Source organism: Bacillus sp. 16GRE42, from assembly GCF_019837435.1.
Taxonomy (GTDB): domain Bacteria; phylum Bacillota; class Bacilli; order Bacillales; family Bacillaceae_G; genus Bacillus_A; species Bacillus_A wiedmannii.
Genome location: NZ_JADAXF010000003.1, coordinates 756,200 through 770,685, shown reverse-complemented (window position 1 = coordinate 770,685; position 14,486 = coordinate 756,200). Strand labels below are relative to the sequence as shown.

Genomic DNA, 14,486 nt, shown 5'->3' with positions numbered 1-14,486 from the left:
ACCTATTATGTTTTGATTTAGTATTCTTAACTTCCATCTAATTGTATAAAAGTATTCAATTAGGAAAATAAGAATATAAAGCTCACTAATCATAGATTAGGTTTTACGGAAAAATTCATAAAAATCATTCACCTTAAAAATTCAAACTTGTATAACTACTTTCTACATATAGGATGGAATTATAAAAATATTTCAATAAAACAAAAGACAGAGGCCTGATTATACCTCCGTCTTTTCAATTTATAAAGAACAAAAAATCATTTTATAACTGTATAAATGCCCTTGCAACAAATACCGTATTCCGCTATTTTTTTGAAGAAACAGGATCCATTTTTAATGTTTTTATCCCTTCTTTTAATGTAAACGCATCCGCTCTCAATGTTTTCCAACTATCTTTCGCTGCATTCAAATTAGGTTTTAGGAATTTGAATTTATTTTGATCCGCTTTTTGGGATGCTTTATCAATATGACTAAGCACTCCCGAATATTGAGAATCTAAATCATGCCATTGTGCAGACATATAGGTAAGTGCATTAATAGCCGATCCAATCGCATTGTGCATTTCATTAATATTATTATACGCAACACCAACTACACGATTTAATGTTACTTTATAATCTATAGTCTGACGTAATTGTGCTAACAATGGCTCTAACGTACCTAAATTATTTCTTGCTACCCCTATCATTACACCACCAGCAATCCACGTAGGAATTGAGGGAATTGATACAGTTATAATTCCATCTGATTCTACTTGTTTAAAATGTCTTACTTGCTCTAAAACTTCATTTAGGCGCTTTTCATCTTCATCAATTCCAGATGCTTGGTTTTTCAGAATCGAATGCAAAATATCTTTATGACCTCCAAATGCCCGGACATCTTCTCCAATACTATCTCTTAACTCAGCCAGTTCTTGTATTAAATTCTGTGTATATACTTGATTTTGTTTAATCTCACCTTGTAAATCTGTAATGCCTTCTTTTAATGTGTCTGCATCCCCTTCATTAATCGCTTCTACTAATGTGTCATAATAATTGTCGAATTTAGTATCATACTCTACAATCCCCGTCAGTGTATCTAAAAGTTGTTTTTTTATGTGTGAATCCCATTTCGTAGCATGCTCTCTTGCATTCTTTTGATCTTGTAGAATTTGACTAGGTAGATTTGTATATCCTTTAATGTCAATTCCTTCAAAGTTAACATCTGGGTTTTTAATTAACAAATAAGAGTAATCATTCATAGACTTTGCAAATACCCCAGCATCTTGCAAAGCTTTTTTCATCTTTTCGCTGTTTACAGAAAGAGATATATCTTCGGTACTAGTTTGTTCCATTTTACTTTCATTTGCGAAGGCTGCCACTGGAGAAACTACAGTAGTTGTTGTCAGAGTCAAAAACGTCGATACAGCAAGTAGTTTATAAGGAAAGTTTTTATTCATTCTAATTCCTCCTATACATATATATTGATTTTTAGTTTGTTTTTTCTTGTTTAAAAGCAATGTCTTTTGAAATGAATTCTGCATCCTTATGAATATCATTCCAACTTTGTTTTGCAGCCTTTAAATCATCAGGTATTAAAGAAAGTTTATGTTCTTGCATTTGGTCGATATTATCATATAGATCTTTATAATTCGCTCCCATCGTATTCCATTGTTGCTGAATATTCGTTAGAGACATGATTGCTTGATCCACTGTTTGATACAAATATGTCAACGTGTCTTTTGTATTAGTAAGTGAAATAACTGCTTGGTTAGCAAGATCGGCTTTCATACTTAATTCTCCGATTCTATTAGAAATTTCGTTATAGGAGCTCATATGATTAGATGCCGCAACACCAGCTGCTGTTCCTAAACCGATACCAGCTGCCCCTAGAGCTGTTAGACCACCAACAACAGCTGGTGTCGCTGTGCCACCGGTCACAACAATTACTACCGCTCCTGCAATCGTTCCAATAACTAAAATAGCTGCTCCTAATCCACCACCAATTGACCAGGCTAATACATTATCAAAATGTGCTTTCTGCGTAGAACGTAAATTCTCAATTTCGGCCTGAAGTTGTGGGACTAGTGCTTGTTTTCCCGCTAATATAGCCGTTAATCCCCCTTGTCCATCTGGACCTCCAACATTATTTTTAAAATCTACAGTATTTGTATACAACTTTGTTTTAAAAGCTTCTAACATCTTAATAACTTCCGTAACTTCATTTGAATTTGTATGAATTGTACCGATTAAATCCCCTATTCCTTCTTTGAGGCCCGCCTTATCTTTCTTTTTTACAGTATCTACTAGTGTGTCGTAATAATTTTGAAATTGTTCATCATAATTTACAATATTACGTGCTGTCTTTTGAATGTTTGGCTTCGCTGTATCTAGCCAGTAATTTGCATTGATTCGTGACAGTTCCTGATTCAGGTGAATGTTTTTGATTAATTCTCCACCTCCTGAACCTAAATCAATGTTGGATAAATTTACATTCGGTTGCTTAATCATTGTTTTTGCGTACAAATCCATTACAAGAATATGAGAGCCTGTTTCAGCCAACACTTTCTTTAACCCTTCAGGTCCTAACGCATAATTTTCTATTTTCTGTTCTTGTGCTGTCTGTTCTTGTGCAAGTGCGTGAATAGTACTACCATTCGTAGCAGTTATAACCGTTGCTAAAGCGGCCAAAGTTATGACCTTAAATGAAAATTTCATTTTTTGATTCTCCTCCTTATTTTCAATTGCGTTATAATTTTTTCGTTAAATATTATTTCTTAATATTAAAATTTATTAACTTGTTCTTCGAGTTGATTTGTTACATTTTTTAGTCGTCTTAATGTATCTTTTTGAGACTGAGTGTTATTAGTATCAACTTCAGTCGATAATTTTGTAATACTATTATTTATTAGATTCAAATCCTCTTTATAACGTTTCATTAGCTCAATTTCTCCATCTACTTGATTAGCAAATGTATGCAAATCATTTTGCATGAAAAGAATCATTGATTTTTGTAAATCTGCTACTGTTAATTTAGTTGTTAAGTCATATAATTTTTGATTCTGTTTCTCTAGATCATCTAAATGCGCTCGTTGCTCTGCTGTTAGTTTATTAATTTCTGCAAAAGTACTATATGTTTTTTTAATTTTTTCAGGATCAATTACTTTCATAAGATCATACTCTTTCGTTTTCGTAACTGCAGCTGCAGCAATTTCACCTTTTTTACTTTTCTCTATCGTTTCACGTGCCTCTTTTTTGGCAACTTCAATTTCTATAGCTGATTTTCCCTTTTCTGTTGCCTCTTGCTCTGCTTTCTTCTCTGCTTCTACAATAGCATTGTTTATTTCTTTTCCTTTGTTATACGCTACTACTGCTGTTTGAGCAGCCGGTTCAATGATATCTTTTGATAGACTATAAATTTCTTGGAATACCTTTAGCCCTTGTTCATTTAAAGCTCCTGGTAATAATGCTATTTGCTGTAAATCATTTTGAATTGATTTTTTTGTATTTAGCATTTCATTCTTTAACTTGTCTATTTTTCCTGTTCCCTCTGAACTAAGTACACTCTGTGCTTTTACCACATCTGTATCAAGATTTTTCAGTTTCTTATCTACCTGTAGTTTAAGATCTGTTAACTCATTAATCTGACGTTGCACGTTTTCTTGGTTTGTTATAGTCATATCTTGAAGAACTTCCAGTCTATCTAAAAACCCTTCTTTATCTTCCTTATTATCTACAAATCCTTTTAATGTTGGATAATAGCTATTAAATTTGGTTGCAAATCCTTTGCTTTTTGAATTTAATAGAATTAATTTTGGATATAGTTCTGATGACCACTCTTTCATATCTTGTTTAATTAGAAATTGAGTTGTATTTAAAGATGGAACTTCTTCAAGTTGCACATTCGGACTTGCTAAGGCTCCATCTATAAAGGTTTGTGTTAATTTGGAGTGTGCACCTATTTTTCGTAATGCTGAGGAAATATCTATATTATCTTGTTTCGTTTCCGCCTGAACGATTGGCATTGCGAGAGTATTGATAGGAATAGTCGCTCCAGTAACGATTGATGTTATTAAAAATCCTGTCATAATTTTATTCTTCATTCCGTACACCTCTTCACTATTGTTTTTTACAGTTTTAATCGTAAATGTTGTACAACCTAACGTTAGGATTTCATCACACACACTTGAGGAGAGAAATTTTTTCGATAGAGTAATCGTATCTCGTTTTTTATTTATTTTTGATAGAATATAAGGACCTTACTTCCCCCTCATTTTAAACACTATGTTTTTCATAAGTAAACCTGAAAATCACATTGATTAAATTTGATTTTTCAGATATTTATTATTCGAATTTAAAAATATTATATTTAAAAAAGTTATATACAAATTTCATTTCATAAAGTGAAATAATTATACTATGATAATTAAACATAAAAATTCTTTGATTCCCTTAAATCTATATGAATCCCCTTACCTAAAAATGATTTTAATATAATTTAATAGGGATTAGCACATATGTGTCTTTTATATGGATATGTAAAATTACATATCCATATAGGAGTATCTAGCTTAACTAGTCCAAAATATTATTATCGTATACATAATAATATTATTGCTACGAACACCACAGGAGAAAATTTCCCTCATGCACTTTAGGGGATAAATTGTCCATGAAATAATAATTTTCGCTTATATACTTACTATTCATTATAGGAATACAAAAAAGCGATTCTTTTCACATTTAAAAGAATCGCTTTCCAAGTTCATATTTTCAATTACATTAAATAAAGAATTGAGAGATTATTACCTAAGAGCTTTAACTATAACTTCAGCTGCCTCTGCAATTAGTTGATTATCATAGGTAGCCTCTTTCTCATCTTTACTAGATAAAATTGCGATGATAATAGGTGCTCTATTCGGAGGCCAAACGATAGCAATATCATTTCGTGTCCCATAACTTCCAGCTCCTGATTTATCTCCAACTATCCAGTCAGTTGGTACGCCTGCACGAATAAGTTTGTCTCCTGTAGCATTTCCTTTCATCCACTCTGTAAGAATATTACGTTTATGAGCTGGAAGCGCATTTCCGACCGTTAAAGCTTTCAGATTCGTAGCAATTGCTTTCGCTGTACTAGTGTCACGAATATCTCCTGGAATAGCCTCGTTTAACTCTGTCTCAAAGCGATCAGCCATAGTAATCCGATCACCCATCTGTCTAAGCGCTTTTTCATATCCTTTAGGTCCACCTATTTTATTAAATAAAATGTTCCCTGCAGTATTATCACTGGAACGAACGGCGGCCTCAGCAATTTCTCCTAGTGTCATTCCGGTATCTACATGTTTCTCTGTAACAGGTGAATATTCCACTAAGTCGTCTTTCGTATAAGTGATAACTTCATTTAATTTATTAGTTGAGTTTTGCTTTAGCAATACTCCTGCGGCTAACGCCTTGTAGGTTGATGCAAAGGCAAATCTTTCGTTAGGTCGATAAGCTATTGTTTGATGTGTACCCGTATCAATAGCATACACACCTAATCGAGCATCAAATTTTTTCTCAAGTTGAGAGAATTCTTTATATGTCGCATGCTTTTTATGTTTAACTTGCCCTGTCTTTTCCTTCGCTTCAACTTGCAATGCCCCTCCTGTAAAAGTTTCTAGGCTTGTAAGACTTATACCTAATATACCAATGCATATTCCTATTTTTAGCATCCTCTTATTTTTCAAAATCATCATTCCTTTCAAATTTTCAATACTGAAAACAAGTAGTAAATTCAATACAATGTATCTATTTGAATACCTGTTTTTATACGTACACATAATAGACCATCTAAGAAACAAGTTTGTTCCATAAATTTAAAACCTTTTTTAACTAGTAACCAAGATATTAACAAAAATAAGAGATAGCAACTATGATAGCTACTAACTCTTATTTCAAATCTTACTTTTTCTTTAACTTATAAAGGCTTTTATATAAACAGGATCTCTTCCCCTGAGAAAAGTACACAATTATTAATGATTTTGATTCGAACTCTCTGTACTAGCAGTTTCACCTTGTATACGTTGCTTTTTCAAATCAAAGTATACATCTAAAACTTCCTTTCCAATTATAGAATTAATACCATTTTTATCATCATGAAGCCATGGGACTACTACTGAGAATGCTACTTCTGGATTATCATATGGGGCGTATCCAACTAATGTTAAGTTGTAACATTCCATACGTTCCCCTTTCGCATTTCTACCAATTGGATCATCTCCACCATATACAGTTTGAGCTGTCCCTGTCTTTCCTGCTGGTTTATATGGAGCATTTTTGAAATATTTCACGCCAGTTCCATCACCTTCTTGGAATACCCATCTAAACCCTTCTTTTATTCGATCAATATGTTCTGTCTTCATATCAATTCGATTTAATACGACAGGCTCTATAGAGCGTATAACTTTGCCAACCTCTTCTTCTTTTATTGATTGCTCTCGTATTTCTTGTACAATTTGAGGTTGCATTCTATAGCCTCCATTAGCAATCGTTGAAATATATTGCGTTAATTGCAACGGTGTATACGTATCATACTGACCAATAGAAAAATCTAGTAAAAACCCAGGCTGACTATCTACTTTTCTAGTTTGTCCTACTATTTCATTCGGTAAATCAATACCTGTTGGAACTCCTAATCCAAATTGTTTAAAATAATAGCGCATCGTATCAAATGCTCCTTGTTTTATATCCAATGAACCATTTGGTACGTAATTAACTCCCGCAATTTTTAAAGCTGTCTGGAACATGTATACATTCGAAGATACTTGTAGCGCTCGTAAATCATTAATATTACCAAATCCGGATACATTCCACGATTTCTTAGCTTGTGTACCTTTAAATTTCATAGGTGCATCATAAAATTGATCTCCTGGCTGTATTGCCCCTGTCTCATATCCAGTTAATACAGTTGCACCTTTTACAGCGGACCCTAGCTCATAGGAAGTTGTCATGTTACCTAATGCCAAATCCTCAATCTCTAATTTCCCTTCTTTTTCTACAATCTTTTTGCCTGCCATAGATAAAATCTGTCCGTTATTTGGATTCGTCATGACGACAAAAGCTCGGTCCAACAGTGGCTCTGAACTCTTAAACGCTCTCAAATTTTTCTCTATACTTTCTTCCACTTTCTTTTGTAATTCCATATCAATCGTTAATGTTAAACTATTACCACTTTTTCCTTTAGAGATTATCTCTGTGTTTATAATGTTTCCTGATTTATCAGTAATATTTTTCACTTCTTCTTTTGTACCGTGTAACACATCTTCATATCGTTGTTCAATATAACTTTTTCCTACACGATCATTACGGTTATATCCACGTACCAAATAAGAATCTAAGTTTTCTTTCGGTAACCCTTCTTCACTACTCGTAATATTACCCAACACAGAACGGAATAAATTACCATTTACATAATTACGTTCCCAATCAACTGTTGCATCTACTCCTGGAAACTCAGCAAGGTTTTCACTTATTCGCGCATACTCTTGATCTGTTACATCTTTTTTTATAATTTGTGGTGTTAGTTGATAACCCGAACTCATTTTACTTTTAATAGCTAACACCTTTAAATCTTGTGCTGTTAATTCTGCCAATTCTAATTCTGTAACACGACTTCGTCTTAAGTCTTCTATTTTTTTATCTAACTCTTTTCCCTCTACTCCCTTATCTTTTAACTTTTCTATATCTTTTTTAGTAATCATTGTCTCCGCACGTTGCCTATTCAACTGCATCCAAAAATCTTTTTTATCGATGTCTGTTAATTTATTTATATCTTGTTCAGGCATTTCAAGCACTTTCGCTAAGTCTTTTGCTGTTTTTAAAATATCTTCACTAGTAATTCCCTTTACCCTTGTATACGTAATCGTACGAAGAGATTTATTATTAACAACTGTTTTCCCTTCTCGATCTAGTATTTGTCCACGTGGAACTGGTATACTAGTTGTTTCATTTTGACTGCTCTCCACTTGGTTCTTATAAGCCTCTCCCTCAACGATTTGTACTTTTCCTAGCTGCATAATAATGGCTGAGAATAGTAGAAATATGCAAAGGAACATTATATTTAATCGAATAGATATATATGTCTGTTGCTTTTTTTCTTTTTGTTTTTTCATAAATCCTCCATATAATTCTTCCGGAACTCCTCACTAATACTTAGTAAATAAATACGTTCCCTATATATTAGAAATCACCATTCAGTTATAAATAGTGTCTTATCTTTTTTTCTACATCCTTGTAAGCATCAAGCCTTCTTCGTTTAGCCGCGTAATTGATAAATCCCCTTTCCTGTTTTTCTCTCTATTTTTTTATTGCTTGCATTAGAAATGCTAAACTGTATAATGACTCATATTAAGCTTACACATAGACTTGCTAGTAACTTTTCATACTAATTATTCCTTTCTTCATGCTGTTATACTTAATAGACAACCTAAATAATAAAATTGTTCCACATTTACAAAAAAAATAATTAACTATAAGATGAAATAGGCTACATAAGGGAGGGTTATATGTTACATATAAAAAGATGGAGATTTTTTGCGGTTCTTTCTATTGTAGGTTTGATTTTACTAATTTTATTAAAAATCAACTTCATCTCAATTACTATCGCAACTTCTTCAGCTGAAAGAGGAAAAATTTCCGATCGAAATGGTGTAATACTAGCTACAAATAAGAAAGTTAAGTCTCTATATTGCACTTTTAATGATGAGAAGCTATCGAAACAAGATGCAGCAAACACATTGGCTTTTTTCAATCAATTTTCAAGCGAGTTTCAACATGACATTTCTACAGTGGACATAAAATCTCAATTACAACAATCTTGTAAAAAGCAGACTATGAATGATTTACCGTTATACTCTGACATAAATGAGAGTGAACTTACATTCATAAACAAGAACAAACCCAATAATGTAATAATTAAAGATGAATGGATTCGATATTATCCTAAACACGAAGTTGGTTCACAGCTAATTGGGTATGTAGAAAATGACCTTAATTCTAAGTATGGACCTGTTGGAAAAAGTGGGATTGAGCTTCAATATGAAAATGATTTAAAAGGAAAACCCGGAAAAACACTGATTTTTAAAATGAATAATAAAAAATCCTTATGGAACATTCAAAAAGTTCAAAAAGGAAAAGATGTCCAGCTAGCTTTAGACTCTAAATTGCAACAAAAAACAGAGGAAGCATTAAGATCTCAAATTAAGAAAATACGTGATGCTAAAGCTGGTTATGTTGTAGTAACCGATGTAAAAACTGGCGCAATTTTAACTATGGCCAACTCGGCAGTGTTTGATCCAAATACATTAAATACACATGTATCATCTAAAAATGAAAACATTAAATCACTTTCGCAAAATAAAGCAATTCAAAAATTAAAGTATGGTGAATCTTATGTAAATATGGCCTCAACTATAAAGCCACTTACTATTTTAATTGGATTAAACGAAAAGCTTTTTCAACCTGAAGATACTTATTTAGATAAAGGTACTTTTCAATATGATAATCAAAATAACATTACGAATGCACCTGGAACGCCAACAGGTGAGATTACACCGAGGCAGGCTATCATTAATTCATCTAACACATTTATGACAGCAAAAGTAGCTCTACCCTTATTCAACCAAAATAATGGGAATATAGAAAAAGTTGCACATATATGGACAGAGTATTTAAAGCAATTTGGCCTTCGTTCTAAAACCGGGGTTGATTTACCTTTTGAAGAAGACGGACAATATGAATTTCATCCAACAAACAAGTTTGAAAATGGTATCTCCGCTTTATTAAATGCCTCTTGGGGAGGAAATGAAGTACACACTCCTCTTCAACTCGCTCAATATGCAGCAACTTTAGCAAGTAAAGGTGATAAATATAAACCTCAAATCGTAAGTGCTATTATTGATCAAAATGGTAAGGAAACAAAAAAGTTTAAACCAATTTTAGAAAGTTCTAATCGTTATCCGGTGAAATTTTGGAGTGTCGTGCAAGGCGGAATGAGTCAAAATATAGAGGAGATTAAAAACTTACCCTTTCATGTCGCAGGTAAAACGGGTATTACAGGTTTTCCGAATGAGCAAGCAAAAATGATAAATCATTCTCTTTTCATTGCATATGCTCCTACCGAAGATCCACAAATCGCCATTTCTGTCGTTATTCCTGGTAGTAATTCAGAAAAAAACATCGCTGCTCTCGTTACATCGGAAATTTTAGAGTCTTGGCATACACTTCAAAAAAAAGATAATAGCAAAGAGGAAGGTTCATTAAAGTGAACCTTCCTCTTTTACCATATAGAATCTATATTTATTATTTTCCAATCACCATTATCATTCTTTTCGAACATAAATGAATACTTAATATCAGTTAAAACATACTCTTTTTGTACATATCCAGTATTACCGTTAATTGTCGATATTTTTATATATTCATCATTTTGCACTTTTTCTGGAATCCAAGCTTTTACCATTTCATTAGATACTTCATATAAAACTTGTGATTCTCGTTTTGGTTCAGCTAAAATTTTTGTTTTATTTCCAGTAACCGTTGCATATATAAAATGCGCTTGCTTTGGTTCGTTACTTTCTGTCAATCCACTTGGTACTTTGTATACTTTTTTTGTATCATTTGCAAATTCTCCCCCCATTGTAAGAGCGACTTGCAACTCATGAAAAATATCTTCATCAAACTTCAATTCATCCTTCTTATAACTCTTCCCTTTAAATAGAACTTCATCATTTAATGCTCTATACAAATCATTTTCATTTTTTGAATTTGTGCTTTGATATAAATCATACATAAATTGTTTTAATGATGGATCTTGAGCAGATTCATCTTTTGTTTTAGGCTTAATTTGAGTGCTACTTTGTACCGGTGATTTATTATCATCAAGCCAAGGTTGTTGAACAATAAAAAATAACATTGTACAAACCAAAACAACTACAACAGGCAATGCTTTTTTACGAAATGGTCTCTTATATGTTGCAGAATCTACTTCACTATTTTGATATACCGATTGCTTTATTTTATAAATAAATTCTTCTTCATCTTTCCGATGCTCCATTGGGCCTTTTTTCAATTTACTATACCAGTTAGGATTTTTTTTATTGTTCATCACTACTACCCTCCCCTATTAGTTTTGAAACCTTACTTCTCGCTCGGCTTAATCTAGATTTAACAGTTCCAATGGATACACCTAATGTTTCGGCCATTTCTTCATAAGATAATTCATATTTTGCATCTAAAATAATTATTTCACGGTGTTTTTTAGGTAGCTTTAAAACAACATCCCACACTTCATTCATTTCCTCTTGCTTAAAAAACTCTCGTTCTGCCGATGGAGATTGCTTATCGTCACTAAAAAAACCTACTAATGATATCCTTTTAAAATAGGAGGATTTCAAATAGTTTATTGCTGTATTTCTTGTAATTTTTAATATCCACGTTTTAATAGATGACTCCTTTCGAAATGAATTCCAATTTTTAAATACCTTTATAAACACATCTTGCGTGATATCATCTGATAAGTGTGGATCTTTCGTAATAATAAATGAATAATTCCATACATCTTGCCAATAGTCTTTTATAACATAGTCAAGCTCATCATGAATACACTTTTCAATAAACGTCTCTTCCATTTCCACACCTCGAACTTATTTGAATAAAGATAAAACTGCCCTCACTTTTATTATGGTTTCAATATATAGACAAGATACAAGTTTCATTTGTTCCGTTCTTTATCTTTTTTTGATAAAAAAATCCTCCTAAAAATGTAAAGGTGTGCAATTACTTTCATAAAATAATCATCTATACATTCTTTAACATGACAAGCTCTTAAAAACAAGTAAAGCATACAATGTTAAAAATACACTCAAAAAAAATCTGATTATTATTTTTACATTTCACGCAACACTCCACTTGTATCACCTTTTTTCTTAGAGCATACTTATTTGTGTGCTCTATTTATGTTTTACTAAATAACTGTTTTGTTAACATTTATAATTCCCCCTCACTTGTCCCTTTCAATTTGTTTTACTCTTCTATTTACTATTAGCAATACCAACCTTTCAAAAATGAAAACAAAGATGTGTTATCATCTTTATTCAGCCACAACAAAAAAGCATTCTCAATTAAGGAGAATGCTTTTTCGAAACTTAATTGTTCTTTGTATTGCTCAATTTATACCTTCGTGTTAAGCAAACAATGAATGTAGTAAAAGATTTCACCTTATAGTTACTTATTTTTTCTGAAAAACATGTTTTACTTTTTCGCCTGGAACGTTACTCCCCCCTCTTCCTTTTACATCTTCGATCATTATGGTAACAATCATGTCGGGCGCATTTGCATCAAAAGCTGCAAACCATCCAAGTTCTTTTCCGTCTGCTTCTTTCGACTCCTTCAGTTCTGCTGTACCGGTTTTACCAGCAAGAGTTATACCATCGACCTTAGCAATTCTCCCCGCGCCATCAGGGTCATTAATGACTTTTATTAATGCGCTCTTTAATATCTCTTGATTCTTTTTAGAAACCACATTTTCTTTCCAATTCCCCGCTACTTTTGCTTCTTTTAAAAGATGAGGCGACGGAATATTCCCTTCATTCACAATCGGTGCATATGTTAATGCTAAATGAAGTGGTGTCATTAATACTTGTCCTTGTCCATATCCCGTGTCTGCTAGTTGAATCTCATTTTTTATCCCATCTCTTGCAATGATTGAAATAGGAAATTCGTATTCGATTGGTAATTTTTCATGAAATCCGTATTTCTTAAATTCATTTACATACTGATCTTTTCCCATTTTCAAAGCTTGTTGAGCAAAATAAATATTATCAGAGTATTTCATTGCCTTATCAAAATCAATTGGACTAGCTTCCTTCACACGTGTTACATAATAATTTCCCCAAGATGAATCTTTTGTCCACTTTAATCCTTGAATTTTAAATTCTTCCTTAGGGTTTATAGTGTTTGTTTCCAAACCAATTGCACCAGTAATCGTTTTAAATACGGAACCTGGTACAAATGCTTGTGTGAAACGATTCATCATTGGTAGTTTCGAGTCGTTATTCCATGCTTCTCGTTGGGCTTTTGATGCTCCTCTAACTATTGTATTTGGATTATAAGCAGGGCTACTTACAAGTGCAATAGTTTCACCCGTTTTAGGATTGACCGCTGCACTAGATCCTGCTTCATTTTTCATCTCATTAAAGATTTTTTCTTGAATTGCAGCATCAATTGTTAACGTAACATTTTCCCCTGCTTTCGCTTCTTTTTTTGCTACGTTTTTAATCTCTTTCCCACTCTCATCTTCTATAAATACGCGTCCACCTTTTTCGCCACGCAATTTATTCTCTAATACTTTCTCTAAACCTGTCTTACCTATTAAATCATCAGCTTGATAACCTTTTTTTTGAAGCGATTTTAACTCCTCTGCATTCACCTTTCCTATATAACCAGTTAAGTGTGCCGCCGCTTCTCCTAATGAATACGTCCGAATATTTACTGGGCGAGATGAAACTCCTTCTAATTCAATATAATCATTCTGTCTAGTTCCCTCTTTTAAAATACCAATTGGTACAAAGGAGTCTGGTTTTATCCATTTCGCTGTAAGCTTCTGATTGACCTCTTCTATAGACATATCAAGTAATTGTGCTACTATTTCTTTTGTTTGAGCCGCCATTTCTCCTATTTTCTCTGGAATAATTCCAACCTCAGTCGCTTTACCATTCGTTGCAAGACCTTTCCCATTTCGATCATATATTTCTCCACGTTTTCCTTGTTCTATTTGCATACGTACTTTGTAATCTTTTTTCATACCTGGAAAAATGAAATCTGGTGTCCAATCTATTTTCCAAGATTCTTTTTCTTTTACAAGTTTTGCTTCATGGATAAATGAAGCTGTTCCTCCATCCGTATCCATATTAACTTCAAAAAGAAAAAGTTCTTTATCTTTAGCATTCTCTCCTTTCGTTTTAATTTTTAAATCCTTAACTCCAATACCCTCATAGATTTTTTGATATTTCTCGGTGAATTCCTTTTTAGAAATCGTTTTTTGGGCATGTTCTGATAAATGATCATACATATTTGCGAATTTTTTATCATTCCATAAATTTATATATTCTTCAAATGCTTGTTTTGGCGGTTCGTTTTTATTACATCCTACCAACATAACTGCAAAACAAAAGAAAACCAACATCCATAATTTTTTCAATTCAATCTTCTCCCTTAGTTAAAAATATTTATTCCTTTCTTGATATATTAAATAAAAAATGTTGTAACGCTTAATAGACAGTGTAAGTAATGAGATTGTTCCATATTTACAAAAGAAATTAATTTATGGTTCAGATGCATTCGAAGGGGAAGATTTTAAAATTCTTACAAATAAAAAAGCGAATCTATTTAGCAATCGGTGTCATTATTAGTGCTGTTTTAACAATTTTATTTAAAATACCTTTTAGTTTGAGTTCTCCGCTCTTATCTTTT

Annotated in this window: 9 protein-coding genes; 1 reads left to right on the top strand and 8 read right to left on the bottom strand. The window is 32.6% G+C overall.

The annotated features are described in order from the left end of the window. Window positions 1–304 precede the first annotated feature (304 nt). From hblA to ILS93_RS20335, 5 genes are all read right to left on the bottom strand, one after another. Entirely contained in the window at window positions 305–1,438 is a 1,134-nt protein-coding gene (hblA, locus tag ILS93_RS20355) for a hemolysin BL binding component B (protein WP_064475212.1), read from the bottom strand. 31 nt (window positions 1,439–1,469) lie between these two features. Continuing rightward, window positions 1,470–2,696 carry a hemolysin BL lytic component L1 gene (gene hblD, locus ILS93_RS20350; protein WP_222661169.1) on the bottom strand — a complete coding sequence of 409 codons (1,227 nt, stop codon included), beginning with the start codon at window positions 2,694–2,696 and terminating at the stop codon, window positions 1,470–1,472. Window positions 2,697–2,761: 65 nt separating this feature from the next. Next, window positions 2,762–4,081: a hemolysin BL lytic component L2 gene (hblC, locus tag ILS93_RS20345; RefSeq protein WP_064475210.1), complete on the bottom strand. Its 1,320-nt coding sequence runs from the start codon at window positions 4,079–4,081 to the stop codon at window positions 2,762–2,764. A 702-nt stretch (window positions 4,082–4,783) separates the two neighbouring features. Then, window positions 4,784–5,710: a class A beta-lactamase Bla1 gene (gene bla / locus ILS93_RS20340; protein WP_396021597.1), complete on the bottom strand. Its 927-nt coding sequence runs from the start codon at window positions 5,708–5,710 to the stop codon at window positions 4,784–4,786. Between the two features lie 279 nt (window positions 5,711–5,989). Beyond that, complete coding sequence (locus tag ILS93_RS20335; RefSeq protein ID WP_064475209.1) at window positions 5,990–8,128, bottom strand: peptidoglycan D,D-transpeptidase FtsI family protein; 2,139 nt, start codon at window positions 8,126–8,128, stop codon at window positions 5,990–5,992. Window positions 8,129–8,521: 393 nt separating this feature from the next. Here ILS93_RS20335 and ILS93_RS20330 point away from each other — a divergent pair, with 393 nt between their 5' ends. After that, on the top strand, window positions 8,522–10,282 hold the full coding sequence (locus tag ILS93_RS20330; RefSeq protein ID WP_064475208.1) for a peptidoglycan D,D-transpeptidase FtsI family protein: 1,761 nt from the start codon (window positions 8,522–8,524) through the stop codon (window positions 10,280–10,282). Window positions 10,283–10,293: 11 nt separating this feature from the next. Here the strand turns inward: ILS93_RS20330 and ILS93_RS20325 are convergent, their stop codons facing one another. From ILS93_RS20325 to ILS93_RS20315, 3 genes are all read right to left on the bottom strand, one after another. After that, window positions 10,294–11,121 carry a hypothetical protein gene (locus tag ILS93_RS20325; protein WP_064475207.1) on the bottom strand — a complete coding sequence of 276 codons (828 nt, stop codon included), beginning with the start codon at window positions 11,119–11,121 and terminating at the stop codon, window positions 10,294–10,296. Beyond that, window positions 11,111–11,644 carry an RNA polymerase sigma factor gene (locus ILS93_RS20320; protein ID WP_060488847.1) on the bottom strand — a complete coding sequence of 178 codons (534 nt, stop codon included), beginning with the start codon at window positions 11,642–11,644 and terminating at the stop codon, window positions 11,111–11,113. Before ILS93_RS20320 ends, ILS93_RS20325 begins: the two co-directional genes overlap by 11 nt. 599 nt (window positions 11,645–12,243) lie before the next feature. Beyond that, the gene (locus ILS93_RS20315) at window positions 12,244–14,214 is read right to left on the bottom strand and encodes a penicillin-binding transpeptidase domain-containing protein (protein WP_149173319.1); all 1,971 of its coding nucleotides are present in this window, start codon (window positions 14,212–14,214) and stop codon (window positions 12,244–12,246) included. Window positions 14,215–14,486: the final 272 nt, after the last annotated feature.